The organism is Brevibacillus fortis (genome assembly GCF_003013395.1).
Lineage (GTDB): Bacteria > Bacillota > Bacilli > Brevibacillales > Brevibacillaceae > Brevibacillus > Brevibacillus fortis.
This window is the reverse complement of sequence record NZ_PXZM01000011.1, coordinates 19,382-45,315: the sequence shown is the minus strand read 5'-3', so window position 1 is coordinate 45,315 and position 25,934 is coordinate 19,382. Positions and strand designations below refer to the sequence as shown.

Below are 25,934 nucleotides of genomic sequence, written 5' to 3'. Positions count from 1 at the left end.
TGAAAGCTGCACTTTGCCCTTAGCGAGTCATGCGAATGATGCGATCACATATGGTTTCCGCATCTGCTTTGTCATGCGTGACCAGGATCGAAGTCATCTTGGCAGCTCGCAGCATTCGCTTCAAGTCGTCGCGTATTTTCGTTTTCAGCTCGGCATCCAGATTACTGAACGGCTCATCCATCAGTAAGATAGCCGGTCTCGGTGCTAGCGCACGCGCAAATGCAACACGCTGCTGCTGTCCCCCGCTCAGCTCATGTGGATATCGCTTGCCATAGCCTTCGAGCTGCACGAGCGCCAACATCTCTTGCAAACGAACCAGACGCTCTGCTTTGGATAAGCGATGCAAACCGAACAAGATGTTTTGCTCGACAGTTAAATGAGGAAACAGCGCATAATCCTGAAAAATCATCCCGATCCCACGTTGCTCTGGCTCCACAAACTGCCCCTGATCGACCAGCACTTTCCCATCGATCTGAATGCGTCCGCTCTTGGGGGACTCCAGTCCGGCTATCAATCGAAGCAATGTACTTTTTCCGCAACCACTATTCCCTAGCAGCCCGACAACTTCCCCCTGCTCCATCTGCAAGGAAAAATCCCGGATGACGCTGCCGTTCCCGCTTGCATAACCAAACGTCAGGTTTTTCACTTCAAAAAAAGTCATTTTGCCTGTCTCTCTCCTAACCAGTGATAGAAAATAACGGAGACGATCCCCACTGCAATGATACAGAGCGAAGGAATCGCGGCCTGATGAATTTGTTCATCGCTTGCATATTGATACGCCTTTGTTGCCAGCGTTTCGAAGTTATAGGGACGAAGGAGCAAGGTAAGCGGCAATTCCTTCACGATTTCCATGAACACCAGGATAAAACCAGTGAGCACAGCCCCTTTGATTAATGGTAGATCCACCTTAAAAAAGGTTCGTGTCATGCTCATTCCGAGCATACGTGCCGCTTCTGAATAGCGGTTTCCCGTCTTCTCAAACCCCGCTTCGACTGCATTGAATCCGACTGCAAGAAAGCGGATGATGTAGGCAAACGTCAGCATGAATAAGGACATGCTGAGTACCAGCTTGTTTGCACCTAAGCCCAGCCAGCTATAAAAGGAACCCAGTTCTTTATCTGCGGACATCACCACCGCCATCACACCGATGGACAAGACTGCACCCGGAATGGAATAGCCCATGGAAATCAAGCGCGTCAGTGCCACGGCAAATATCGAACCTCGGGAGTAGCGGATGACATTCGCTACCGTTACGGCGAGTAGCATCAAGATGGTGATCGAGATACAAGAGATGAACAGCGTATTGCTCAAGAGCTTCCAGAAAGTCTCGTTCAGCACTTCCCAATACGTCCACGTCGCCCAGACAATCAACTGCACAACAGGAATCACAAACGAAAAAGAAACAATCACTAATCCGAAGACTACGGCAGCGTACATCGGGATTCCACGCAATTTTCTACGTGTGAGCGGAGTGCTCCTGTTCGTAGGTGAGCTGTATTTTTTTCGTTTACGCACGAGTCGCTCGGCGACAAAGATCCCGATAATCAACGTCATAAGCCATGCCGACAAACGGATCGCCGATTCTACGTCATACATGCCAAACCACGTCTTGAAAATCGCCGCAGTAAAAGACTGAATCCCAAAATGCTTCGTCACCCCAAAATCATTGAGCACTTCAAATGCCACAAGACTTGCACCACCGACGATGGCTGCTTGCGACATAGGCAGGACGATGCGAAAAAAGATATGTGTCTGGTTTTTTCCGAGCAATCTAGCATTCTCGATGAACACAGCGCTCTGTTTTTCAAGAAATGTTTTCGTGATCAAATAAACGTACGGGAACAAAAACAGGGTAAAAATAAAAATAGCGCCCTTCATCGACATAATGTCAAAGTAGCGTTGATCGAGCATCACCCCGAATGTTTCACGCAAAATCGTCTGAATGCTCCCCGTGTAGCTGAGCATGGAGCCGTACGTGTATGCTGCGATATACGGAGGAATCGCCAGCGGCAATACAAAAGCAAATGAAAAAAAGCGACGCAATGGAAAATCGTAGGCAGCGACCAGCCAGGCCAAGGTCACACCTACGATGATCGTACAGGCTCCGGTACCGAGCACGAGCCATAACGATTGCAGCGCGTAATCCAGCAGCATGTACTCTTGGATATGCTGCCAGTTTTCATTCTGTTTTTGAAAGAGTCCGAAAAAAATATAAAGAGACGGGAGAAGGGCCAAAAAGGCCCCTATCACGCTCAGCGTTACCCACCCGTTCAGTTTTCGTCTCAGGCTTCTACGCAAAAGTGCTCCCGTCATGCTTATTTCCAACCTGCTTGATTCAGCAGTTCTACCGCTTTTTTGTTATACTCGCCAAGCTTAGCAAAGTCGAGCTTTTGCGTTTTGAATTCTCCCCACTCTTTCAAAAGAGCAGGCTTGTCAGCCTCTGCATTGACAGGGAACTCGTAGCTTCCGTTTGTCAGCATCGTTTGAGCCTCTTTACCTGTGACGAACTCAATCAATTTCACGGCATTATCCTTGTTTTTCGCGTGTTTGGTCAAACCAATACCACTAATGTTCAAGTGTGTGCCTGTCGTTTCTTGGTTCGGGAAGAAGACACCGATGTTTTGCGCGACTTTTACTTCCTCTGCATCTTTGGAGTTCAGCATTTGTCCAACATAGTAGGTGTTCATGATCGCAACGTCACCGACTTTGGCAACGACAGCCTTTGCCTGATCACGGTCTCCACCCTCAGGCTTACGCGCGAAATTGTTTACCAGACCCTTTGCCCAATCCAATGCAGCCTGCTCGCCGTTCAACTCAATAAAGGAAGCAACGAGTGACTGGTTGTACAAGTTGGAAGAAGAGCGTACCAATACTTTGCCCTTCCATTTATCCGTAGCCAAATCTTCATACGTAGACAGCTGCTCTGGCTTCACGCGATCCTTCGCATAGACGATCACACGCGCACGGGTAGCCATACCGATCCATTGGTTGTCAGGATCACGCAGTTCTTTCGGTACGTTTTTCTCTACTTCAGCAGATTGAATCGGTTGCAGAACGCCGTTTTGCTTCGCGTAGTTCAGAACACCACCGTCAACCGTGATGAACAAATCAGCTTCGGAGCTCTCTCCTTCACGCTTCAAGCGCTCAACCAACTCCTCTGCTGTGCCCTTCACTTCGTTTACCTTGATGCCTGTTTGCTTGGTAAATTCAGCGAACAGTTTGCTATCAATATCGTAGTGGCGCGCAGTAAATACGTTGACGACTTGCTCTGTGGCAGCCGGCTCTTGTGCCTTTGGCGCTTCTGTTTGCGGTTGAGTAGTATTCGCGCCGTTTCCGCATGCAGCAAGTAAAGGCAGTGTCAGCATTGTGCTCAGCATGACCGCCAGCATCGATTTTTTTCTCATTTTGATTCTCCCTCTCTATCGCACTGATTATTGATAATGAATATCATTGCCAATTGACAAGGCTTATTGTAACGAACAAAAATGAGAAAACGCTGTGAAAATAAAAAAACATCCCCAATTATTTTTAGCGAGATGTGGATCTGATGACATTCACTGACGAAGCGGCACAAAAACAGTCACTGTCGTCCCTTTCTGCTCCACACTCTGAATCGCTATGCTACCGTTATTGCGCGCAAGCAATCGTTTGGCGATCGCCAGTCCGAGTCCATACCCGCTCTCCCCGCTGTTTCTTGCTTTGTCTACCCGATACAATCGGTCCAAGACATACGGCAAATCCTGCTCGGGTATGCCAATTCCTTCATCTATGATTTCCATACAAACTACATTTTCTTGCACCTTGGCCCTCACGTGGATTCTCCTGCTCTCCCCGGAATACTTGACCGCATTATCCAAAAGGATCAGAAGCACTTGCTCCAGGTGTTCTTCCGATATGGCAAGGATTTTTCCAGCCAAAGGCGCAAGTTCTTCCTCGATCGTAAATGTCGGCTGAATCATTGCGAATTTCTTTACCATGCGACAGACAGCCTGATCCGGATCATGGAGCGTGACATCCTCTTCTATCTCCACATGCTCCGCTCTCGTCAAAGCGAGCAGCTCCTGCACCAGTCCTTTTAGTCTGGCTAGCTCTTGAATCGATGTCTGCAAGGATTCCTCCAAAACAGCTGGATCATTTTTGCCCCAGCGCCGTAGCATTCCCAAATGCCCTTCGATAATCGCGATCGGCGTCCGCAGCTCATGTGAGGCATCTTCGACGAATTGTCTCTGCTGCAAAAAGGAACGCTCCACCTGATCCATCATCTTATTGAACATTTTCATCAAGGTCGCAATCTCATCCTGATTATCGTGAAACTGCACACGTTCATGGAATCCTTTTTGCCGGACGTTGCTCATTGTTTCATTCATCGATTGCAGAGGCCTAAGCAGCTGTCGGGCGAGCAATCTGCCACCCAAACCGCTTATGATCACAGCGGTCAAGCACCCAATTGCCATGACCTGAAAAAGCGCACCACTCAACTGCTCAAACTCTTTCATATTCTTCAGAATCATGACTGTCCCGTTAAATTGAAAGATCGTAAGCGGACTGCTCATGATCAAAAGGTCACCACGCACTTCTTGGATCTGAGTGCGAATCGACTGAACAGGCGGAAGCGGTGGCAGTGTGATATCTTGAAAATTTTCCGATACGACAATAAGCGGTTTACCCTCTTCGTCCAGTATGCGGATCATCTGGTTTCGTTGATTGATCTTCTCCAGAAAGCTGCGCAGTTCTGTTAGGTCATCCTCCTCAAAAGATTGCTCTTTTTCCAGCGCGTAGTTGAGGAACTCTCGCATCGTCTGTTGCACAACCTGCTGTTCCTGATTAAACATCCACTTCTCTACAAAAAAATATTGGAAGCTATTATAGCCAATGAATACGAGAAAAAGCAGAAGCGATGACCAGAGGGTCAGCTTCCATTTGATCGGGAGCTTTAAGAATCTCGATGGGCCTCTCATTTTCGCATCACGTAGCCAATCCCGCGTACAGTCGAGATATAGCTGTCCTCATGGGGAGAATCGATTTTATTGCGCAAATACCGAACGTACACATCGACAACATTAGTCTCGACAGCAGCCTCGAATCCCCACACGGTATCAAGCAGCACCTCGCGAGGCAGGACACGATTGATGTTTTTCATGAACGTCACGAGCAAATCATACTCTCTTTTGGTCAACTCAACAGGTTGATTATTTTTGGTGACGACACGGCCCTCTATTCGGACCACGAGTCCTCGATGCGCGAGCAAGGTTTGGAGGACATTCTCCTGTTCTTCCTGTCGGCGAAATACAACGCGCATGCGTGCCAACAGCTCCTCGATCGCGAATGGCTTCGGAATATAATCATCGGCACCACTGTCCAAGCCTGAGACACGGTCCGTAATACTGTCTCTGGCTGTCAGCATAATAATCGGAGTTTTTTTCACGCTTCGTATTTTTTGACAAACCGCAATACCATCAAGCCCCGGAAGCATGACGTCCAATAAAATGACATCCCATTCTTCCTTTAAAGCAAGCTCGAGTCCTGTATGTCCATTATGCGCGACTGTAATCGCAAACGATTCGTAGCGAAGCTCCAATTCAATAAATCGGGCCATATTGATTTCGTCTTCTATCAGCAGCACTCTTTTCACGTTTTGCCCACCCTTTTGCCCATGCCGGGGAATTCCACCTGATTGTAGATGAAAATAATTATCAGCGTCAATGCTCGTGCTGGTTCTCCTACGCAGCCCAGTAACCATGCGCCCATCCCTTACATAAGATATGGCAACCTGGTTCATGAAGTAAGGTGGTGTATAACATGTACGGATATCAGCCATATGAATACGTCTATGAACATGACTTACGGGCCGTTTCTTCCCAATACGGGAGAAGAACAGGACAATCGTTTGCCGAAATCCAGGGTGGTCCACTGGCACCGAACCTGCACGGCTACGTTGTGTTTACCGATGTCCCCTACGGCACTGAAGTGTTTGTCGAAATCAGCGGTCTCCCCGCTTTCCAGCCAGCCTCCGGCAGTCAACCGCAAATCGGGCCATTTGGTTTTCATTTGCATGAGCATGGGGTCTGCACGATAGGAAATTCGGAAGATCCCTTTACCGCAGCAGGCAGTCACTGGAACCCTACGCAACAGCCGCATGGCAACCACGTAGGCGATTTCCCTGTGCTTTTTTCCAATGATGGCTATGCACGAATGACTTTTTTCACAAACAAAATCAGTGCAGCAGATGTGGTCGGCAAATCCCTCATCATCCATCAAAGTCCCGATGACTTCCATTCGCAGCCGGCAGGAAATAGCGGAAAACGACTGGCATGTGGAGTGATCTACGCTGGATAACGCTTCACTCGAACAGGAAAAGGGGGCAACCCTGTAAGCTGCCCCCTCGCATTATTGAATCAGCTATCGCCGTAATGTCGACAAATCAAATGCTGGTACAAGCCCTTCCTCAGCTGCACGACCGAGCAACGCCTCGACAGCTGCATAACCATCGTCACCCAAATTTCTCGTAAACTCATTCACGTACAAGTTAATATGCGCTTGCGCTACCTCCAGCGACAGCTCTTGAGCATGGGACATGACATATTCTTGTGAAGCAGTAGGATTCGCCCATGCATATTCCACAGAGGAACGCGTCCAATTGGTCAAAGCCTCGATGTCCATTGATTTTTTCGCGATGATCGCACCTAATGGAATGGGCAAATTGGTATCAGACTCCCACCAGTTGCCCAAGTCGGTCATGAGAGACAGCCCGTAGTTTTGATATGTGAACCGCGCCTCGTGGATCACGAGTCCCGCATCGATCTTGCCGTCACGTACAGCCGGCATAATCTCATGAAACGGCATGACGACGATCTCCCTTACACCACCTGGAACATTTTGTGCAGCCCAGAGTCGGAAGAGTAAGTAAGCTGTGGAGCGCTCACTCGGAACCGCTACACGCTTGTTGGACAGGCGTGCTGGATCGTTCGCACTCTCACCAGAATTTCCTTGGGTCAAAACGAGTGGCCCGCATCCTCTGCCCAATGCACCACCGCAAGGGAGCAACGAGTAATTGTCCATCACCCATGGCAATGCTGCATAGGAGATTTTCATCACTTCAGGGCCTTCCCCCTGTGCAGCCAGCGTATTGGTAATATCAATATCTGCGTACATAATATCGAGCTTTGGCGCTCCTGGAATCAAATCATGTGCCCACGCATGAAAAACAAAAGTGTCATTCGGACATGGTGAAAACGCAATTTTCATGATAGTACCTCCCGTAGTACAGAGCTTCCCTTTTCCAGAGAATCCAACGCATCTTTTATCCGCCAAGCAGATTTATCCCGCGGTCCAATTGCATTCGATACCGTGCGTATTTCCAGAACAGGTCTTCCGGCAGCCTGGGCAGCAGTAGCAACGCCATACCCCTCCATCGCTTCAGCTAGCGCGTCTGGCATCCGCTGTGCCAAAGCCGCCGCCGTTTCCGCTGTTCCCGTCACCGTTGATAGTGTGAGTACGATGCCTTTTTTAGCGGACAAACCTGCCGCCTTCATTGCTTCCGTGGCCCGTTCGACCATCTCTTGATCAACACTTACCCGGGCTGAACCAAATCCCAGCTCGTCCACACTGCAAAAGCCCTCAGGCGTTTCTGCACCCAAATCGGCACAAACGATCTCGGTCGCGATGACCAGCGACCCAATCTCTGCTTGTCCCACGAATCCACCGCATATTCCTGCACAAATGACCAGATCGTAGTCCGCGCAAGCAAGCGCTCTGGCTGTACTCGCTGCGGCTGCCGCAGGTCCTACTCCTCCTGCGATGACTGTGAAACGCTCATCCCCCTGAATGCCGCGCATCACTGCATCCCGTTCTGCGTCAACCGAGGTGACGACGAGAATGCTTCTATATTGTTGTGACAAAGTCATTTGCCCTGGCTCCTTTCAACCGCTTTCCATCTTCCACGTTATCGCTACTTTCCGTTCGTGTAAAGCCGTTTAAAGAGTTTGTCAAAAGACAAGGGAATTATTACAATGGAACCTGTTGTGCATTTTCGTTAGATAAGAGGTGACCGATCATGTATCATCCACCGAATCCGAACACCCATCCCGACTGGCTCGCTCCCCACTCTTTGCCCTGGTACACTCAGCTAGGCGAAACGACTGGTGGATACGTCTACCCTTGGCGCTCTACCATTACGGAACCGAATGGCGAGTCGCTTTTTATGGAAGAAATTAGTCGCATGGTTCCGAATCAATCCGTTCTCGACATTGGCTGCGGGCACGGCGCATTCACACTGCACTGGAGCCGTTCTGCCAAAGAAATTGTCGGCTTGGATGTAACAGAAAACTTTGTGCAAAAGGCCCGTACGCAAACACCCGAGAATGTCTCCTTCGTCGTCACCAATACGAAATATACCCTCCCCTTCCATGACGATACGTTCGATTGCGCCTATAATCGCAAGGGACCTACCTCCGCCTATCCAGATATAGCACGCGTCGTCAAAAGAGGAGGCTCATTCATCGGATTACACCCGGGTGATCAGTTATCCGCCGAATTATTCGAATGGTTCCCTCATTTATTTGGTTCACGTCCGGCTGACACCCCGATCCTGCAAAATTTGCAGGAGAGACTCAGACAAGCTGCCTTCCAGCGAGTGGATATTCAGACGGTGATCGCCACCGAGTATTTCCAGACCCCACTCGATGTCATTCGCATGCGTTGCTTCGGGCAAAGTCCCACTATTCTCACGTCCGCCATCGAACAACACCTGGAGAGTGTCATGCCGATTTTTGACCACCATGCGACTTCTGACGGTCTGCCAACTACGCATATGTATTACCTCGTTCGCGCTATTGTTTGATTCGCTATGTAAAAAACCTCCAGCCGCATTTGGCCAGAGGTTGTCACTAGAGTTATCCTTTTAGCAAATAGCTGTTGCCGTCTTCGTCTTGAAACGTCGCATAGGTCCCCCACTGCATTTTGTTCAGCTCTCCTTGAAAAATAACACCGTTCGCGCGCATCGTCTCATATGTCTTTTCAATTTCTGTACATTCAAAAACGATCGATGCTTTTTGTTCCTGCCAGTTGCTCATCATACTTTTCGGATAGAGTACCAAAGCAGTCTGGGCACCTGCTGGTCCTACCTCCAGCCAACTGCTGTTTGGTCCCATCGGGTGCTCTTGCTTGACTTCAAATCCAACCTTTTCTGTCCAGAACACTTTTGCGCGTTGCTGATCTTCTACGTAAACTGCTACCGTTGCCATTTTTGTTATCATACTATCCTCCTTACTAATACGAACCTATCAAGCCATTGTAACCGAAAAAAAGTTTACTTATCGCTATCAGCACACCCAAATGTTGACACTAGTTGCACATGAATTTATATTTAATTACGAAATGTAAGAAACAAAACATTGAATAAGCTTTTCCCTTTCAATGCATCATGTTAGTGTAGAAACAAGTTACAGGAGGAATGCAGAGTGGGTAAGGATTTTATTGCAGCCGTAAAAGACAGAAGAACGTACTATGGGATCAGCAAGGAAAATGTTGTATCTGATGAGCGCATTAAAGAAATCGTGCAGGAAGCAGTAAAGTACACACCATCCTCATTCAACTCCCAAAGCGCTCGTGTTGTTGTCCTCTTGGGTGCGGAGCACGATAAGCTATGGAACATTACCAAAGAAACGTTGCGTAAAATCGTGCCCGCTGAAAACTTCGGGGCCACGGAAGAAAAAATGAACGCTTTCGGTAGCGGCTACGGCACTGTTCTTTTCTTTGAAGACCAGAGCGTCGTCGAAAACCTCATGCAGAAATTCGAAGCGTACAAAGATAATTTCCCGATTTGGTCCGAGCAATCTTCTGGAATGCTTCAATATGTTGTGTGGACTGCGTTGGAAATCGAGGGCTTCGGTGCTTCCTTGCAGCATTACAATCCACTCATCGATGAAGAAGTCCAACAAACGTGGAAGCTCCCAAGCGAATGGAAGCTGAGAGCACAAATGCCTTTTGGCAAACCAACCGCTCAACCAGGTGAAAAACAATTCCAACCTTTGGATGAGAGAGTGAAGTTCTTTTCCTAAGTAACATTTTGTTCAATATTCATGATGGACGGCTCTGAACATTTCGTTTTCGGGTCGTCCTTTCACGTATTGAGCGATTGCTTTCCGCTTTCGTCTGTGATAGTATTACCTTAAACAAAAGATTCTTATTTAAAGCGTTCACATATTGTAAAGGGTTTACACTTATGTTCGAACCTTTTACAATGTGTGAATTTTATTTTATCCAAAAATAAAAGTTACATATTCATTTTATTTTGTTGGAGGTAACACCCATGCAAACAGGTACAGTTAAATGGTTCAACGCAGAAAAAGGTTATGGCTTCATCGCAGTTGAAGGCGGAAACGATGTATTCGTTCACTTCAGCGCAATCCAAGGCGACGGTTTCAAAACCCTTGAAGAAGGCCAACGCGTTGAATTCAACGTGGTTGAAGGCAACCGTGGTCCACAAGCTGAGAACGTAACAAAACTGTAAATTACACATAAAGCTGCCCTTGCGAATACCAAGGGTGGCTTTTTTTTCCAGCTCTTTTTTCTCACAAAATTCGTTCTTTGTTCCTAAAGAGCAGTTGACATTGGCCATGCCTCCCCATATAATCACTTTATAATGCAGAGTAAAGCAACGGCGCTTTCTAGCATAAGTTTCTAAAATGACACAATAAAATAAGCGCGATTTGTATTTTTCGTTTATTTTTAGCGAGCTATGAAAGCGGTTCCAGCTGGTTGTTATTGCCATACCCTGTAAACAAGTTCATACAAAATAAGCAAAGGCGCTTAGGGTATATCTCATTCATTCATGAGATCCTAAGTGCTTTTATTGTTTACATCCGCAAAAAGGTGGGATATCCATGGAGCACATTGGAAGCGTTATTATTTACATCATCATGTTATGTGCAGTAATTGGTGCCATTGCCGCGATCCGCAACAGCGATGAAGGTCTTGGTAAAGAGTTCATGGAAGGGATTCACTCAACAGGTTACATCTTCGTTCCTGCTGCCGGTATTATGGCGTCCCTCCCGTACATCTCTTGGTTCGTAGAAAAAGCGGTATCACCCATCTTCAACAAAATTGGAGCAGATCCTGCGATTGCGGCAACTGCGATTCTCGCATCTGACATGGGTGGCTATCAGTTGGCAAACCTCCTGAAAACCACCACGGAAGGATGGGTTATGGCTATGATCGTCGGTCTGATGGCCGGTGCTACGATCGTGTTCTCCATCCCTATGGGTCTTGCTATGTTGGACAAGCGCGACCATAAATACATGGCGCTTGGCGTAATGTCCGGTATTTTGACAGTTCCGATTGGTGCTTTTATCTCCAGTGCCATTCTTGTTTTGACAAATGCAGAGGTTCGCAATGAAATCTCGACGAACGCTGAATCGACTTATGCTTTTGCTATTGGCTTCGGACAGGTACTTCTGAACCTATCACCGATTTTGTTCTTCGTATTAGCGATTGCTGCTGGTCTGCGCTTCCTGCCAGACTTGATGATTAGAGGCTTTATGATTTTCGGAAAAACAATGGATGCAGGTATCAAGCTCGTTCTCGTATTCTCGATCGTGCAACACTTTACTGGCATCTTTACAAAGGTTTTCGGAGCTTGGGGCTTCGATCCGATCATCGCCGATCCAACCGACCAATACCGTGCGTTGGAGACCGCTGGTTACATCGGTATCATGCTCGCAGGTGCGTTCCCAATGGTTTACATGCTGCGTAAATATGCGGCGAAGCCACTCGAAGTATTGGGCAATAAACTGGGCATGAGCCCTTCTGGTAGTGCAGGCTTGCTCGCAACTAGCGCAAACATCCTGGCTATGTTCCGTCTCATTCGTTCCATGCCGCCGAAAGACAAGGTTATCAACATTTCCTTCGGGGTTTGTGCAGCTTTCTTGCTGGGTGACCACTTGTCCTTCTCGGCAAACTTCCAACCAAACATTATCTTGCCGGTCATGATTGGTAAATTGGGTGCAGGGATTATCGGGATTGCTATTGCTTACAAGCTCTCCGTTCCGAAAGCAATTGAACTTGAAAAACAAGATCGTGCTGCGGGAATTATCGGTCCAGATGAGTACTTGGATCATCACAGCGCTCAAGCTGAAGTTGCAGCAACTAAACAATAAAGTAAAAGAGCGGTCCTTCGTGGGCCGCTCTTTCTTCCTTTACACAACTTTCTTGCTCATTTCCCAAATTTCCAATGCAGGTACCGGCTTTTTTGAGCACCTCTCCATTGTTAATTCACGCGCTTCTTTTGACCACAAAAAAGGATAGATCGAGAACATTTCATCTCCGTTTAACTTGGAAACGTCCTTCTCCCAATCCTTCCAGAAAAATGTCGCATAAAACGTATGAATATCCCCCGTCATTGCCCAGTGCAAAAAGTCGGTATAGCCAATTTCAAGATCCTCCCACGCAAGACTGTCCGGAGCAAAATACCAGATACCGCCTAACGAATCCGGGAACATTCCACCATTGATCGCAAAAAATCCCCCTATGACATCGTCTGCTACCAGCAGCATCTGGTTCATGGCACATTGCTGATTCCAAGAAGTAATGGTACGAGGCAAATGAGGATGGCCGGACCCAAGAATCCGCAGCCATCCTTGATGAATCAGAATCCCGCCTGTTTCAAAAGCAACAGCCCCCAGAGTTGACCTCGTTGTTACTTGTAAATCAACAAGCTGTTTTTTCCCTTTCTCCTGATCAGATGGAAGAATCGTAATCTCCCGGTCTGATGCTGACTGCCATTTTTTTATTTCTTCAATCGCTGAATCCTCTTCGCAATACAATTCCTCAAAGCTTTTCATTTCAGTCTCCACTCCCAAGCTATTGGCGCGGCGCCCATAAGATAACACTCACTCCGATCAGGCAGATGATAGCGCCCACCCAGTCATATAAATCAGGTGTCTTTTTATCCACTAGCCATCCCCAAAAAACAGCGAGAATGATAAAAACCCCACCATAGGCGGCATATACCCGCCCGAAGGAAGGGAAGTTTTGAAGCGTAGGTATGATTCCGTACAACACCAGGATCAGCGCCCCGACGATACCGTACCAGTATGGCTTGGACTCTTTTAGCCAAAGCCATACCAAATATCCCCCGCCGATTTCCGCCAATCCGGCCAAAATAAACAATGCTATCGATGCTGTCATGAATGTCTCCTCTTTTCCTATCAAAACGAATAAATGCAAAGATCACTTCTATTATCTGATTGTCCCTCATAGTCTGTATATGTAATCCTCACATCGGCTCGCCCTGACGGACGAACCCTCAAAATCTATCCTTGATGGGCAGCCTGTGGAGAGCAGCACAGTTCTCCTTTGCCCGATTCAAGTGCAGATTTCAGGCTCCCCAAAACATGGGACCAAGCCATCTCGTGCCAGCCCCGAGCCTTTTCCCACTCCTCTCCTTCTTTCCAACCGAAATGCTCGACCAATACTTGCGTTTTCCCCTCTGCTTCAGACAAGGTGACCAGCACGTAAGTCAAGGCATCATCGTGATTCATGGTATGTGCGAATTCATCCGGTCCCTTCCATGTAAAGCCCAAGCGCTCCTTCGGTTCAAAATGGGTAATGATGCATCCTTTCGTCCCCATCTGGTCGCGATTGGCTGGATTGAAGTACAATTCGTATGCTCCACCCAAAAACGGCTCAATCGTTGCATCAGGCGCAAACCACTGAACAAGCCGTTCCTTTCGTGTCCATGCCCACCAAACCAGCTCTATGGATGATGATACTTCTATCTCCGCTTTCAAGAAACCCATTAAGCTTCCCCCCAACTATTTTCCTAACAGTTTGAAAATAGCAATTTCTGTATAACCAGTCAATACAGAACACTCGCTATCTCCAAATTCATGCCTGAACGAGATTTCAAGTGTATGAATGAGTCTGAACAAGTCTGAATGCAATATTTTTTACTAAAAAGTGTAATTGTGCAGTAATCGCATAAGAATGAATGCTATAATAGCTAAGTAAGTAAAAAATTTCACAATGGGGAGAGGAACGATGGAACAACCACTTGCAAAATCGGCTCATCAAAAATTACCCATTGGAAAATTGCTCAAGAGGATCTTCGGTATCCTGATTGGTGCTTCCCTGTTTTCGGTAGCACTCGAGATCTTTCTCGTACCGAACAATATTATCGATGGTGGAATCGTAGGTATCTCGATTATTACCTCGCATCTGTCTGGGTTGCCTCTTGGCGTTTTCCTTTTCGTGCTTAACTTGCCCTTCTTGATCATAGGGTACAAGCAAATCGGAAAAACGTTTGCACTCTCAACCCTCTTTGGGGTTACGATCATGTCAATCGGAACGACACTGCTTCATCCTGTCCAAGGGCTGACTGATGATCCCCTCCTTGCTGCTGTATTCGGGGGAATCCTACTCGGAATTGGTGTAGGACTCGTTCTCCGTTATGGAGGCTCTCTGGACGGTACAGAGATCGTTGCTGTACTGCTTAACAAGAAATCTCCGTTCTCCGTTGGTGAGATCGTAATGTTCATGAACTTATTCATTTTGAGCAGTGCTGGATTTGTATTCGGTTGGGATCGCGCGATGTACTCGCTGATTGCCTATTACATTGCATTCAAAATGATCGATCTGACCATCGAAGGCTTCCAGGAGTCGAAAGCGGTATGGATCATTAGTGACAATCACAAGGATTTGGGAGATGCGATTGTTGCTCGTCTGGGCCGTGGCGTTACCTATTTGAATGGTGAAGGCGGCTATACTGGAGACGACAAGAAAGTAATTTTCTGCATCATTACGCGATTGGAAGAAGCCAAGCTGAAGCTGATCGTGGAAGAAGTTGACGAGAATGCCTTCTTGGCTGTCGGCAATATTCACGATGTGCGTGGCGGGCAGTTTAAGAAGAAAGCGATTCATTAAAGAGGAAATGTACCCTATAGAGTAGGCGTTTGAAGACGTCTGTCTATAGGGTACTTTTGTAATTTCGAATAAAAGATATCCCTTTTACAGCCACCTGCTGGCTTGCTTCATATTCATTTCTTTCGTTTGACTCGAGTATCGCCTGACTGGAACCATCTCGTGCAAAATGAACGTCTTTGTGAGGTACTGTAAAGAAGTATCTCCCATATGTTTCCACACCTCCGAAAATAGAGTACGATACTCGTATATCTATGGAAAAGGAGGTTTTCTCAGTGAACCAAGCATTCTCGATAGAACGAGTTCCTTTTGAACAGAAGCACGCTCTCAAGCAACTGTTGGAGCTGTATACGTACGACTTCACTGAGTTTGAGCCTTTCGAAGTAGATGATGACGGTTTGTTTGGCTACGACTACTTTGACAAGTATTGGATCGAACCAGAACGCCATCCCTTTTTTATCAAGGTAAATGGTAAGCTGGCCGGTTTTGTCCTCGTCCGCATGCTCACCAGCTCTGATCCAGATTTGCAATCTATCCACTCCATCGCTGAATTTTTTATCATGAAACGCTACCGTCGACTGGGGATCGGGAAAGCCGTGTCTCATCAGATCTTTCAAATGTTCCCTGGTGCGTGGGAAGTCTTTCAATTGGAAAACAACGTGCCTGCCATCGGCTTCTGGCGAGCAAGCATCCAAGATTACACAGCCACTAACTATGAAGAGCGAATAGAGGATGGCAAAGTCATACAAACATTCATCTCGAGACCCTAGAAGAAAAAAGCCAAGGGACAACGCGAATCCCTTGGCTTTCATTATAAAAACTACCTAGCTGTTGACGGCAGGAAAGGTCATCACGACAACAGTTCCGCTACCCAGCTTGCTCTCTACCGCAATCTCTCCTCCGTGAGCCAAAACGAGCTGCTTGGCTATTGCCATGCCTAGCCCCGTTCCACTGGTATCCTCCCTGGTATGCCCACCTCGGTAGTATCTCTCGAACAGATTGGCCAGTGTCGTATCATCCATGCCCGGACCATTGTCCGCAATTCTGACCACAAACCGCTCGGCTGCAATCGACTGTACTTCTACGAGCACGTGTGTACCTGCCGGAGTATACTTGATCGCGTTCGTCAAAATGTTGACGATGATGCGTCGAAACCAGATTGGATCGACCTCGGCCGTTATCGATTGGACATTCGACGAAAATTCAATGTCATGCAAAGACGAGCTCGGGTCATTCACCATATCGACCACAATCCTGCGAATGGTTTCTACGATCGCGACAGCTTGTTTGACCATCGGCAAAGCTTGGTTCTTGAGTCGATAGGTCAAATTCAAATCCTCTATCAGCCCGTTCATGTAGTCTGATTTTTCCCGGATCGTTTTCCCAAATTGGTTGACTTCTCTTCTCTCCCATTCATACTGCTCGGACTCCAAAAAGGTAGCATAACCGTAAATCGAGCTAAGCGGTGTCTTGAGATCATGAGAGAGCCCGGTAATCCATTCCTCTCGCGTCTGCTCCATTTCTTGCTGGAGCTTTTCATTGGAGCGCAGCGTCTCACTCAAATGCCGGAGAGCATCGAACACATCCTTGAATACACGAAATGACTTCTTTTCTTTCCCTCGCCAATTCCTTCCGATTGGTTTGCCTTTTTTCCCGGTGGGCTCCTCATAGCGACCTTGGGCCAGTCTTTCCAACCAATTCACCATGTGTAAAAGCGGCTTACCGACCCGCCACGCATACCAGCTGCCCGCGAATAGAACGACCAAGATCAAAAGAATGCCGATCTGAAGGAACGTTTCCTTGACCATAGCATCCTCAGACGTCTCTTGGACACCAGACTGATAGGTCGGATTCGGAGTGCCCACTACGTACGTCAAGTCACTCTTCGCGTCATATCGACTCGTGATATGGACAGGAACATTTTTGGCTGTCTCGCCGTTCTGGAGAGCTTCCGTCATGTCTAGCTGGGTAGAAGCGTTCGGGTGATTCCATTGATGGAGGAGTTTTCCTGCACGATCGTATACCAAATACCATGCTTGATCCTGGGAAAATCGTTTGTTCAGCTCGTCCCATGTCTCCTTGCCCCCGCCAGTCTTTATTTCGATCAAGCGCTTTAGCAGTTCTTTTTCCGGGGCGGGAGTTCCGTAGAGGATGATCATGTTTTCATCGGATTGGTTAATGACCCAGTGCGTGATGTGATAGCGAGAAGCATCACGATCTTCTACATAACTAATCCACTCCCCTGGCCCAAATTGACTGGGAACATCAGCAGGTGTCCGATAGCTGTAGAGGATTTTGCCGTGCTTGTCGATAATCTGCAGCCAGCCTTGATGTTTCGTCACGCTCTTCTCGATTTCCGGATTGACGCGTATACGCTCCCCCTCATAATCTATCTTCAATGTTAAATCAGACGCATTCAGCATGGACAAATCAATGGACAATTGCTCGTTCATGATCCGCCAGCCTAACCCAAGCATCGCGATAATCAGAAACAGCAGCAAGACGAGAAGAAACCCGAACAGCTGCCGGACATATTGAAAGATCAGCTTGTTACGCAAATTCATGACTGTCTTGCTGGACTAACCAGCTTGTAGCCCAGCCCTCTCACCGTGACCAGGAGCTTTGGCTGTCCCGGATTTTCTTCTATGCGCTGGCGCAGCTTGTGAATGTGCACCATGACTGTATTTTCATCAAACATCCCGTACTCGTCTTTCCATACGTGATCGTAAATTTGTTCTTTCGTAAATACCCGGTTCGGATGCTGGCAGAAAAAGACGAGCAATGAAAATACTTGCGCCGGACAGTCCACTCGCTCTCCATTCACGAACAGCTCCGCTGCCTCCACATTGACTTGAAAACGCCCAAAATCAAAGCGCTTTTCTTCCGGGGCTAGCGCATTTCCCCCCAAGGTTCTCCGCAGATGAGCCTTCATCCGGGCAACGACCTCTAATGGATGAAACGGCTTCGTAATGTAATCATCCGCTCCATAAGCAAATCCACTTAATTTATCAAAATCCGTGCCCTTTGCTGTCAGAAAAAAGATCGGTGCCTTCGTTCGCTGGCGCACCGCTCCGCACAGCTCAAATCCATTTTTATCAGGCAGCATGACATCCAAAATCAACAAGTCGTACGTCTTCTCCTCCACGAGACGAATTGCTTCTGCTGCTGTCGTACATGTATCGATCTGGACAAAGCCTTCCTTTTGCAGCACGGTTTGGAGCATCTGCAAAATCGCTTCTTCATCATCTACCAGCAAGATTCTTGCTTCTTTCTCCACGTCCGTTCCCTCCCTTGATGTCATTCATTCTACCATGAGAAACGTCGCCAACGAAAAAGATAAGGAAATGGTAAGGTAGCGTTTCAGTTAGGGAAAGGTATGGCCATTATGATAAAGGAGAAAGGAGCGGATTCACCTATGTGGGCTATTTGCCAACACGAATTTTTTCGATTGTTTAAAAGTATGAAGTCGTTGATTACGGTTGCCTTTATCGTCGGCATCTCGTATTTGGTTTCTGATCTCGTCAATCAGGCAGCAAGTTTTCTCCCGCAAAAGGATCTGGCGCAAGGACATGCGCTTGGTATCTTTGTACTCATCATGCTGTTCGGGCCCTTGTTTGTATTCAGCCTGTCCCATGATGTCATAAATCGTGAGCTAGCGGGCAGGACGATTCGCTTTCTCGTCACCCGAACTTCGCGCAATCAGATCATTTTAGGGAAATTTCTCGGTGTCGCGTTCTTCTGGCTAACCTGCATGATTATTACGTTTGGTGTAGTTTTCGCCACCGTGCAAACCTTTGACGCCAAAACCTTTTATCTCTGCGTCTCCCTGCTTATCTATTGCATCTCGCTGGCACTGCTGCTCTCACTCGTGATACCACGCCCCAGCTACACAATGTTTTTGGGAATTGTGATCGCACTGATCCTGCCAGGACTCGGGCTCTGGAGCACTTTTTCCAGTCACCCAGCAGCACCATGGTTCGCATACCTGACGCCTATTAAATTTATGGAAAAAGGCGGTGCCTGGACAGGCTTCATCTGGCTCTACGCAGCAGCATTTCTGATCGCTTCTATGTTTATATTCCGACGGAGGGATTGTTAATGGCAATGATCGAGACCATTCAATTGAACAAGCGCTTTGGCAATCGCACAGTCGTGAACGACGTCAGTCTTACTGTGCACAGCGGGGAAATTTTCGGTTTCCTCGGTCGCAATGGCGCAGGAAAATCGACCTTTATCAATATGCTGACAGGCATTCTGGTTCCGACAGCTGGCACCATTCGCATGTTTGGCGAGGATGCCCATACAGAAGGATGGAAAAAACGAATTGGTGTACTGCCGGATTACTCCACTTTCTATGACCATTTATCTCCTGCGGAGCACCTGCACTATTTCGCTCGGGTCAAAGGCGTCACATTAACAAAAGAAGAATGTATGCGCATCCTGGCAGACGTTGAGCTTGAGGAGCATGCATCCCGCAAAGCCAAAACCTTTTCCTTCGGGATGAAAAAAAAGCTGGGCATTGCCCAAGCATTAGTCGGTGACCCGGAGCTCATCTTCCTTGATGAACCTACTTCTGGCGTGGACGTCGAATCAGGCCTGCACATTCAAAATTTGCTACGGAAGCTTCATCAACAAGGAAAAACGATCTTCATGACCTCACACAATTTGAATGAAGTCGAGAAAATCTGTACCCGTATCGCCATCATGAAAAGCGGAAAAATCAGTTCACTCGGCACTCTCGATGAGCTGCAAGCTGCCCATCAGGCATGGCGATCCGTGAACGTTCGTCACTCTGCTTTTGCTGCTGAGGAGTCCGTAACCCTGCGCACCTTTATCGAGTCCCTCGGGCGCAATACGAATTGGGAGGAAGGGCGGCTTACTCTTCAAGTCGATGGCGATCAAAAAGTGGCAACCCTCGTTCGTGCTCTCGTCCAGGCACGCGTGGATATATATGGCGTGAACGTTGAAGTACCTTCGCTCGAACGAATATTTATGGGGGAAGAATCTCATGAAGCTTAATCTTGCTTTTGCCGTACTTCTATCCGGGATGCTGCTCTACAACATCTATGTAGGAAAAAGTATGACCAATGGCAGTATGTCGATCACGATTGGCCTGATTGTCCTCAATCTCATCTTTTTCATCACAAAGTACAGGAAGAATCAGCATGAAAAAATGAAAGATCAGGTTAGTAGAAACCATCGATAATCAGGCTCATGTAAATGGGGGAAGATTCGCATGGCCAGTAGATATCTGGAATTCGCCATTATCTTGACAGGGATTTTGCTGTATAAAATCTTTTGGGGAGATAGTCTTACACCAGGAGCTATCGGAATTTTAATTGGGATGATTATCGTTTCTCTCATCCTTTTCATGAGAAAGCAGTACGCAAAACGCGAGACACAAAAGAAGCAAGAAAATAGTTAGAAAAAAGCAGCTTAATTGCCACCGAAAACAGCCTGCAAGTTATGCGGCTATGGGGCAATGGGCTGCTTTTTTCTACAAGATTGCGAGAAGTTGATCCAGTCGTTCAATAACAGCGAGTGGCTGATGCTCGGAAGTAGGTTTCTTCCCTCGTGAATTGATCCAGACAGCTGAGAAGCCTGCGTCCATCGCGCCTGCTACATCTGCCTCCCACGTGTCTCCAACGAACAGCACCTGCTTGCTCTCAACACCGAGTTTTTCACGATCATGTTCAAATATGCGTAGATCAGGCTTATGATGTCCGATGATTTCGGAGATAAACACCCGCTCCCGATGAAAATACGCAGACAAACCCAACCGCTCCACCTTGATAAAAGCCATATCGACAGGACCATTGGTGACAATCCCTAGCGTATGCTCTTCTGCCAACTTGGCAATGGTAGACTGAACAGTGACATCTAGCTGGACTGCATCCATACATGCTGCCTGATAGGCGCGTTGAAAATCGTCGACCTGCTCCGCTTCAATTTGTCGGTTACAATCAGCCATGGCCCGCTGAAAACGCAACCTTCTGTATTGCGTAAAATCGTAGCGTTTGGCAATCACCTCGATCCACAAATCATCTCCGTGGCGCCGTAGTGCCTCAAGAAATTTCTCTTGGTCTAGTTCTGCTGTAAGTGCATGAGCCGCGATCGTCTGCTGCATCCCTTTCTCCCAGCAAGCTGAAAAATCGAAGAGAGTGTCGTCGAGATCAAATAGGATTGTTGTAAATTTGGACATGGCTGAGTTGCGTCCCCTTCCCTTTTTCTTGCTGTTTCATTGTGCATATGACTCTGTCTTTTGTTATGATCATTGTAACGGAAAAAGGAGGTGGAAACATGTCTAACGAAAAACTGGATATTTTGATAGAGGGTATGAATGAGTTACGTTTGGTTGCTCATGCTCTTATGGATCGGCAGGACGAATTGGATGCCAAGATGGAAGCTTTGACTATGGAAGTTCACCAGTTAAAAAACGATGTTGCCGAACTAAAGCAGGATGTTGCTGAGTTAAAGGAAGGTCAAGATCGGCATGAGCGAATCTTGGAGACATTGGCGCTGCGTGCTCTCGAATGGAATAATTTCCGCCGCGATTTCATTCGCAAGTCATCCTGATACCTCTAGCTTTTAGGCAATTCCACAAGCAGTGTCTCTTTCAACTCAACTGGCAAAGAAATAGATTGGCGTGTATTCGCATCGATCATGACCATCGTCACATCGGCGTCCGCCACTAAAACATCTGCGGCGTTGTACAACTCCTGGCGGATGACGAAGCTTTTTTCTCCCACCTTGACCACTGTGGTAATCGCCGTTACCTCTTCGCGCATCTTCAACTCTTTACGGTAGTTAATGTTAATATTGACCACTACCGGCATGATGGCCCGTCGCCTCAATTCATCCAGCGTAAATCCTTGCTCCCATATCCACTCAAAACGCGCCCATTCCATGTACTCTAAATACTTGGCATTGTTCACATGTCCGATTACGTCAATATCAGTTGAACGCACAGTTAGCATATAACGATGAGCCATCGTTCTCACTCCTTGTTTTTCTTCAGTATAACGAATTCAGGTAACTGAGTGAATAATCATTCAAATTATTCCGAATGATCTTGCTGTTCTTTCCTGATCTTTTTCCTATAATAAAGATAAACACCAGAAAGGAAGATTGGATGTTCGAACAAGAATTATTGCCGACCTTGCAAACAGCTCGCTCCCGGTATCAGGATGCACTCGTCCATTTGGATGAAGCCGAGCTAGGCTGGAAGCTGGCCCCGGACTCCAATTCCATTGGATTTTTGATTCATCACATCGCAGAAGTGGAGTATCGATTTTGTATGATGTTTTTCGGGCGACCGCTCCCTCCAGAAGTCACCCTGACCACGATTGGTCCTGTCCGAGATGAAGGAAACTTTACTGACTTATCTACCTTGCTTGCCTTCAAAGAGGCTTCCTTCCTTTACTTGCTGGATTCCCTGGCTGCCCTGCCAAAAGACGTGTGGGACATCCCCTGTGAAGCACCGATCGCCACGCTGACTCCCCGTCAGGCACTTGGTCGTCTCATCTATCATATGGGCTACCACGGCGGACAGATCGGACTTATCCGTAAGTATGGAGGACCTCAATGAGTCTCATTCTGACAGGTGAGCGACTCATCATTCGCGAATTGCTGCCCGATGACTTGCCCGACTTACTCGCCACCTACAACAGTAATCCAACGTACAATCAGCTTCGAAACGGCACGAGCGCAGTAAGTCTTGCTGACCTGGAAGCCGAATATGACGCCACCATAGCTATACCTTCCGGGCATTGGCTCGCCATTACTCGTGAAGGTACGATCATCGGAGTCATCCATATCGTCCTCTCCAGTGAAAGCGATCCAAAAAGCTGGATTAGTCTCTTGCTCCTTCATGCCGATTACCAGCAGCAGGGCTTTGGAAAAGAAGCAGTGTCACTCATGGAAGCCTACTGCATCCAACACGGCAGTCAGCATGTTCATCACGGTGTCATTGCGCATAATGAACCCGCTCTTCTTTTCTGGGGACGGCTTGGCTATGAGCAGTATCGTCAGGTGGAAGCACCAGTCGGTCGTCTAACACAGCCGGTGCTGCTGGTAGCCAAGTGGCTAACCCCTTCAAATTAAGGAGGTGAAATACATGAACCGTCGCCTTTTTGAAAATGATGTGCCCACCCTCCTCTCCTAGTCGGTGAGGAAGCGGTTCTCTTACTGCCTCCCGGCTACGGAATAAAGCTCAAATGATTGATTCATTATTCCGGGAGGGACTTGTTATGTCACAATCACAATGGAAACAAATGTTTTTGGGGGCTGTCTGCCTAGCTCTCGCCGCAGCGATCTGGGGCGGTGTTTATGTCGTAAGCAAGGTCGTTTTGGAAGTGATTCCGCCGTTCACGCTATTGATTTTGCGCTTTTGCATTGCTTTAGTCGTGTTGGGGGCATTTACCGTTGCTCGCAAGGAGCGTGTCGCGAAAAAAGATTATCCTCTGCTGATGGTCATCGCCTTTGTCGGGGTCACGATCTCAATCGCCGCGCAATTTCTCGGTACAAAACTGTCTACTGCTCACATGGGCGCATTGATAACCTCTGCATCGCCTGCCTTTATTGCTATTTTTGCGGTCTGGATATTAAAGGAGCGCATCCATTTTAAGCAGGCAATGGGTATCTTGTTAGCGACGATTGGTGTCATCATCGTCATCGGAGTTCCAGATCAAGCTGACGCACAGTCCTCCCTGGCAGGCAACCTGATTTTGTTCGTAGCAGCGATTAGCTGGGGATTGTATACCGTTCTCAGTAAAAAGGCGACACAGCGCTATTCGTCCCTGCTCGTCACCACCTATGTAGCATTGTTTGGCATCATCTTTACGAGTCCACTCATGTTCTGGGAGCTGTCTGTCACGTCTGTCTCCTGGCAATTTGGTTGGGACATCTGGGCAGGCGTTCTCTATATCGGGATGATTTCTACCGCAGGTGCTTTTTATTTGTGGAACAAAGGCTTCGAGCTGATTCCCGCAGGGAGTGGGGCCGGGTTCTTTTTTGTGCAGCCCATTGTCGGTGCATTTTTAGGCTGGCTGTTGCTGCATGAGCATTTGGGTGTTGGCTTTTTCGCTGGCGGCGCATTTATTTTCCTCGGTGTCGCCTTGTCCACTCTGCGAACACGTGAATCGGCCAAAAAGAAACGTGAAACGACGGTGGAACATCCTCTCCCCCATTACAACGAGAAGCAAGGCTAAAAATCATGTATGCTTACATGCTACGAGGACTTCCCCATTCGTTGGGAAGCCCTCGTTTTCTCATGCTTATGGACGAAAATATTGCCGTACACTTCCTTTTTCGAAAGAAAGCTCCACTTCAGCAAATGCTCCATTAATAAACGTGATTTGCGGCGGCATGTGCCCACAATCTATATCGTAGAGGACAGGGACTTGCAGCTCAGCAGCCAGCTCTCGATATACGTCTTCTACCGTATAGCCTTCGACCGCTTGGTTCGCAGGACTGCGGCCAAACATAATCCCGGCACAATGCTCAAACCATCCCGCCAGATTCATTTGTACCAATGATCTGCGCAGATCAGTCGTAGAAAGCTCACAGTTTTCAAAATACCAGATGATCTCTTCATTACCGATCTGTTCTTTTTGAAACGTTTGCACATCCCCATATGGCGTACCGATGACATGTCTAATGCTATCAATACAGCCGCCAAGTAACCGTCCCTGCATGATTACGTGGGGAGTAGTCTCTGTGGTTTTCCATGCTGTCGGTTCTGTCAGGTGAAAGATGTGCGGCGAAGGATTCGTATGCTGCCATTCCTTTTGATACATCGGGGAAGAGAACTGCAAGACCGACTCGCCCCTTTGCGTTGACAGAACCGTTTCCCACATGGCCGTCGTCTCATCCATATCTGCTCCGCGCAAATCCACCAGATTTGTCCCATGGGCCGTAGCGATCCCCGTTTTTAATGTAATCGCGAGCAACAGCACACTCACATCTGAATAGCCTAACACCCATTTTGGTTGCATGGCATGAAAATCAAGCTTGTCTAAAATCTCAATCAGCAGCTCGCCACCCCAGGGAGGGATGATGATATCGACGTTTTCATCTTGCATCAGTGAGTTGAATTCGGCTGCGCGGTTTGTGGCAGGAGCTGACTTGGCTTTTTCCTGTGACCAGACTGTATCTTTGCAGAAGATGGTATATCCTCTGCTCTCCATACGACTGCATGCCAGATTGATTAGTTCATGCAAATACTCTGGTACACCTGATGATGGTGCAGTTACACCTATCGTAGCGCCCTTTTTCAACGTTGGATATGTGATCATGCTTCTCCCTCCCGCTAGGTATGATTTTGGATAATCATACCACATACCTCCAAAGTATTTTCACTAATGAAATCCTTCATGAAACTTCTACGTTTGAAGCGCTCCCGCCATTTATTTCATAGCGGACAGTCCACACCCTCTATAGGGCGTAGGCCGAAGCGTAGACTGGAAATGCACTTCTCCTCACTACGGCTACTTTTCTTAGACAAAAAAAAAAGACGGCCTATAGCCGTCATCAAGGTATATAAAACGGGAGGGAAGTAGAGGAGTTCAAACGAACGTGTTTCCAGTTCGTGAATGATTACTTCTTGCTGGCGTCAGTCGTAGTAGACTGTCCAGTGGAACCGCTGCTTTCGGTTCCCGTAGCACCAGTCGAACCATTGCTGGTACCTGCATTAGAATTGGCATCTGTCGCAGGTGCTTCCGTAGACGAACCTGTGTCCGTCGATGCATCAGAGCTGTCCGCAGAAGCATCTGTTGTAGACTGATCTTGCGAAGCCGAGCTATCGGTCGATTGTCCGCTATCAGAAGTGGAGGACCCCGGAGCGGTTTCGCTTGTCGTGCCCTCTGATTGTGTCGCCGGTTCTGGTGTTCCTGTTGTGTCAGAGCAGGCAACCAAGCTGCCAGACAGGAGTAATGCGACAGTGGCAATAGAGAACCATTTTTTGTTCATGTTCATTCCCCTTTCATTCCTTGGCTTCGTGACCTTCTCGCTGTCACACC

General features: G+C 47.7%; 32 protein-coding genes. 15 read left to right on the top strand and 17 right to left on the bottom strand.

Going from position 1 to position 25,934, the window contains the following annotated elements; translation table 11 throughout:
* Positions 1-19: 19 nt before the first annotated feature.
* The 5 genes from C7R93_RS07900 to C7R93_RS07880 form a co-directional block, all read right to left on the bottom strand.
* Positions 20-661, bottom strand: a complete 642-nt coding sequence (locus tag C7R93_RS07900; RefSeq protein WP_106838308.1) for an ABC transporter ATP-binding protein — start codon at positions 659-661, stop codon at positions 20-22.
* A complete protein-coding gene (locus tag C7R93_RS07895; RefSeq protein ID WP_106838307.1) occupies positions 658-2,313 on the bottom strand; it encodes an ABC transporter permease in 1,656 nt (551 codons plus the stop codon). Before C7R93_RS07895 ends, C7R93_RS07900 begins: the two co-directional genes overlap by 4 nt.
* A 2-nt stretch (positions 2,314-2,315) precedes the next feature.
* A complete protein-coding gene (locus C7R93_RS07890) occupies positions 2,316-3,404 on the bottom strand; it encodes a Fe(3+) ABC transporter substrate-binding protein (RefSeq protein ID WP_106838306.1) in 1,089 nt (362 codons plus the stop codon).
* A 150-nt stretch (positions 3,405-3,554) separates the two neighbouring features.
* Complete coding sequence (locus C7R93_RS07885) at positions 3,555-4,958, bottom strand: sensor histidine kinase (protein ID WP_106838305.1); 1,404 nt, start codon at positions 4,956-4,958, stop codon at positions 3,555-3,557.
* Positions 4,955-5,632, bottom strand: a complete 678-nt coding sequence (locus C7R93_RS07880) for a response regulator transcription factor (RefSeq protein ID WP_106838304.1) — start codon at positions 5,630-5,632, stop codon at positions 4,955-4,957. Before C7R93_RS07880 ends, C7R93_RS07885 begins: the two co-directional genes overlap by 4 nt.
* Before the next feature lie 167 nt (positions 5,633-5,799).
* Here C7R93_RS07880 and C7R93_RS07875 point away from each other — a divergent pair, with 167 nt between their 5' ends.
* Positions 5,800-6,336 carry a superoxide dismutase family protein gene (locus C7R93_RS07875; protein WP_106838303.1) on the top strand — a complete coding sequence of 179 codons (537 nt, stop codon included), beginning with the start codon at positions 5,800-5,802 and terminating at the stop codon, positions 6,334-6,336.
* A gap of 63 nt (positions 6,337-6,399) precedes the next feature.
* On the opposite strand, the gene C7R93_RS07870 is transcribed toward C7R93_RS07875, so the two are convergent.
* Entirely contained in the window at positions 6,400-7,245 is an 846-nt protein-coding gene (locus C7R93_RS07870) for a 1,4-dihydroxy-6-naphtoate synthase (RefSeq protein WP_106838302.1), read from the bottom strand.
* The gene (locus C7R93_RS07865) at positions 7,242-7,904 is read right to left on the bottom strand and encodes a futalosine hydrolase (RefSeq protein ID WP_106838301.1); all 663 of its coding nucleotides are present in this window, start codon (positions 7,902-7,904) and stop codon (positions 7,242-7,244) included. The genes C7R93_RS07870 and C7R93_RS07865 overlap by 4 nt, the downstream gene beginning before the upstream one ends.
* A 149-nt stretch (positions 7,905-8,053) precedes the next feature.
* Here C7R93_RS07865 and C7R93_RS07860 point away from each other — a divergent pair, with 149 nt between their 5' ends.
* Positions 8,054-8,839, top strand: coding sequence for a class I SAM-dependent methyltransferase (locus C7R93_RS07860; protein ID WP_106838300.1), 786 nt, complete (start codon positions 8,054-8,056; stop codon positions 8,837-8,839).
* 52 nt (positions 8,840-8,891) lie between these two features.
* On the opposite strand, the gene C7R93_RS07855 is transcribed toward C7R93_RS07860, so the two are convergent.
* Positions 8,892-9,254, bottom strand: a complete 363-nt coding sequence (locus tag C7R93_RS07855) for a VOC family protein (RefSeq protein ID WP_106838299.1) — start codon at positions 9,252-9,254, stop codon at positions 8,892-8,894.
* Positions 9,255-9,458: 204 nt separating this feature from the next.
* Between C7R93_RS07855 and C7R93_RS07850 the strand changes: the two genes are divergently transcribed.
* The 3 genes from C7R93_RS07850 to eutH all read left to right on the top strand — a co-directional run bounded on the left by C7R93_RS07850 (position 9,459) and on the right by eutH (position 12,155).
* Positions 9,459-10,058 carry a nitroreductase family protein gene (locus C7R93_RS07850; RefSeq protein WP_106838298.1) on the top strand — a complete coding sequence of 200 codons (600 nt, stop codon included), beginning with the start codon at positions 9,459-9,461 and terminating at the stop codon, positions 10,056-10,058.
* Positions 10,059-10,309: 251 nt separating this feature from the next.
* Positions 10,310-10,510, top strand: coding sequence for a cold-shock protein (locus tag C7R93_RS07845; protein ID WP_007725380.1), 201 nt, complete (start codon positions 10,310-10,312; stop codon positions 10,508-10,510).
* A gap of 373 nt (positions 10,511-10,883) precedes the next feature.
* Positions 10,884-12,155 (top strand): ethanolamine utilization protein EutH, encoded by a 1,272-nt coding sequence (gene eutH / locus C7R93_RS07840; RefSeq protein ID WP_106838297.1) that lies wholly within the window; start codon positions 10,884-10,886, stop codon positions 12,153-12,155.
* Positions 12,156-12,194: 39 nt separating this feature from the next.
* On the opposite strand, the gene C7R93_RS07835 is transcribed toward eutH, so the two are convergent.
* The 3 genes from C7R93_RS07835 to C7R93_RS07825 all read right to left on the bottom strand — a co-directional run bounded on the left by C7R93_RS07835 (position 12,195) and on the right by C7R93_RS07825 (position 13,796).
* Positions 12,195-12,839: a DUF2625 domain-containing protein gene (locus C7R93_RS07835; RefSeq protein WP_106838296.1), complete on the bottom strand. Its 645-nt coding sequence runs from the start codon at positions 12,837-12,839 to the stop codon at positions 12,195-12,197.
* Between the two features lie 19 nt (positions 12,840-12,858).
* On the bottom strand, positions 12,859-13,185 hold the full coding sequence (locus C7R93_RS07830; RefSeq protein WP_106838295.1) for a YnfA family protein: 327 nt from the start codon (positions 13,183-13,185) through the stop codon (positions 12,859-12,861).
* A gap of 125 nt (positions 13,186-13,310) precedes the next feature.
* Entirely contained in the window at positions 13,311-13,796 is a 486-nt protein-coding gene (locus C7R93_RS07825; RefSeq protein ID WP_106838294.1) for an SRPBCC family protein, read from the bottom strand.
* Between the two features lie 241 nt (positions 13,797-14,037).
* Here C7R93_RS07825 and C7R93_RS07820 point away from each other — a divergent pair, with 241 nt between their 5' ends.
* Together C7R93_RS07820 and C7R93_RS07815 are read left to right on the top strand one after the other, a co-directional pair.
* The gene (locus C7R93_RS07820; RefSeq protein WP_106838293.1) at positions 14,038-14,919 is read left to right on the top strand and encodes a YitT family protein; all 882 of its coding nucleotides are present in this window, start codon (positions 14,038-14,040) and stop codon (positions 14,917-14,919) included.
* A gap of 272 nt (positions 14,920-15,191) precedes the next feature.
* A complete protein-coding gene (locus C7R93_RS07815) occupies positions 15,192-15,686 on the top strand; it encodes a GNAT family N-acetyltransferase (RefSeq protein ID WP_106838292.1) in 495 nt (164 codons plus the stop codon).
* 54 nt (positions 15,687-15,740) lie between these two features.
* On the opposite strand, the gene C7R93_RS07810 is transcribed toward C7R93_RS07815, so the two are convergent.
* Both C7R93_RS07810 and C7R93_RS07805 read right to left on the bottom strand, forming a co-directional pair.
* Positions 15,741-17,480: a sensor histidine kinase gene (locus C7R93_RS07810; RefSeq protein ID WP_106838291.1), complete on the bottom strand. Its 1,740-nt coding sequence runs from the start codon at positions 17,478-17,480 to the stop codon at positions 15,741-15,743.
* On the bottom strand, positions 17,477-18,193 hold the full coding sequence (locus tag C7R93_RS07805) for a response regulator transcription factor (RefSeq protein ID WP_106838290.1): 717 nt from the start codon (positions 18,191-18,193) through the stop codon (positions 17,477-17,479). The genes C7R93_RS07810 and C7R93_RS07805 overlap by 4 nt, the downstream gene beginning before the upstream one ends.
* A 138-nt stretch (positions 18,194-18,331) precedes the next feature.
* On the opposite strand from C7R93_RS07805, the gene C7R93_RS07800 reads away from it, so the two are divergent.
* The 4 genes from C7R93_RS07800 to C7R93_RS07785 are packed head-to-tail and all read left to right on the top strand — an operon-like array spanning position 18,332 to position 20,341.
* Positions 18,332-19,015, top strand: coding sequence for an ABC transporter permease (locus C7R93_RS07800; RefSeq protein ID WP_244191471.1), 684 nt, complete (start codon positions 18,332-18,334; stop codon positions 19,013-19,015).
* Positions 19,015-19,935: an ABC transporter ATP-binding protein gene (locus C7R93_RS07795; protein ID WP_106838289.1), complete on the top strand. Its 921-nt coding sequence runs from the start codon at positions 19,015-19,017 to the stop codon at positions 19,933-19,935. Before C7R93_RS07800 ends, C7R93_RS07795 begins: the two co-directional genes overlap by 1 nt.
* On the top strand, positions 19,925-20,122 hold the full coding sequence (locus tag C7R93_RS07790; protein ID WP_106838288.1) for a hypothetical protein: 198 nt from the start codon (positions 19,925-19,927) through the stop codon (positions 20,120-20,122). The genes C7R93_RS07795 and C7R93_RS07790 overlap by 11 nt, the downstream gene beginning before the upstream one ends.
* 30 nt (positions 20,123-20,152) lie before the next feature.
* Positions 20,153-20,341 (top strand): hypothetical protein, encoded by a 189-nt coding sequence (locus tag C7R93_RS07785; RefSeq protein WP_106838287.1) that lies wholly within the window; start codon positions 20,153-20,155, stop codon positions 20,339-20,341.
* 72 nt (positions 20,342-20,413) lie between these two features.
* Here the strand turns inward: C7R93_RS07785 and C7R93_RS07780 are convergent, their stop codons facing one another.
* Positions 20,414-21,118 (bottom strand): HAD family hydrolase, encoded by a 705-nt coding sequence (locus tag C7R93_RS07780; protein ID WP_106838286.1) that lies wholly within the window; start codon positions 21,116-21,118, stop codon positions 20,414-20,416.
* A 98-nt stretch (positions 21,119-21,216) separates the two neighbouring features.
* Here C7R93_RS07780 and C7R93_RS07775 point away from each other — a divergent pair, with 98 nt between their 5' ends.
* A complete protein-coding gene (locus C7R93_RS07775) occupies positions 21,217-21,492 on the top strand; it encodes a hypothetical protein (protein ID WP_106838285.1) in 276 nt (91 codons plus the stop codon).
* A gap of 5 nt (positions 21,493-21,497) precedes the next feature.
* On the opposite strand, the gene C7R93_RS07770 is transcribed toward C7R93_RS07775, so the two are convergent.
* Positions 21,498-21,908 (bottom strand): acyl-CoA thioesterase, encoded by a 411-nt coding sequence (locus tag C7R93_RS07770; RefSeq protein ID WP_106838284.1) that lies wholly within the window; start codon positions 21,906-21,908, stop codon positions 21,498-21,500.
* Positions 21,909-22,048: 140 nt separating this feature from the next.
* Here C7R93_RS07770 and C7R93_RS07765 point away from each other — a divergent pair, with 140 nt between their 5' ends.
* From C7R93_RS07765 to C7R93_RS07755, 3 genes are all read left to right on the top strand, one after another.
* Entirely contained in the window at positions 22,049-22,504 is a 456-nt protein-coding gene (locus C7R93_RS07765) for a DinB family protein (RefSeq protein ID WP_106838283.1), read from the top strand.
* On the top strand, positions 22,501-23,019 hold the full coding sequence (locus tag C7R93_RS07760; RefSeq protein ID WP_106838282.1) for a GNAT family N-acetyltransferase: 519 nt from the start codon (positions 22,501-22,503) through the stop codon (positions 23,017-23,019). The genes C7R93_RS07765 and C7R93_RS07760 overlap by 4 nt, the downstream gene beginning before the upstream one ends.
* A 146-nt stretch (positions 23,020-23,165) precedes the next feature.
* Complete coding sequence (locus tag C7R93_RS07755; RefSeq protein WP_106838281.1) at positions 23,166-24,125, top strand: DMT family transporter; 960 nt, start codon at positions 23,166-23,168, stop codon at positions 24,123-24,125.
* Between the two features lie 66 nt (positions 24,126-24,191).
* Here the strand turns inward: C7R93_RS07755 and C7R93_RS07750 are convergent, their stop codons facing one another.
* Both C7R93_RS07750 and C7R93_RS07745 read right to left on the bottom strand, forming a co-directional pair.
* Positions 24,192-25,211 carry a S66 family peptidase gene (locus C7R93_RS07750; protein WP_106838280.1) on the bottom strand — a complete coding sequence of 340 codons (1,020 nt, stop codon included), beginning with the start codon at positions 25,209-25,211 and terminating at the stop codon, positions 24,192-24,194.
* 301 nt (positions 25,212-25,512) lie between these two features.
* Entirely contained in the window at positions 25,513-25,884 is a 372-nt protein-coding gene (locus C7R93_RS07745) for a hypothetical protein (protein WP_106838279.1), read from the bottom strand.
* Positions 25,885-25,934 lie beyond the last annotated feature (50 nt).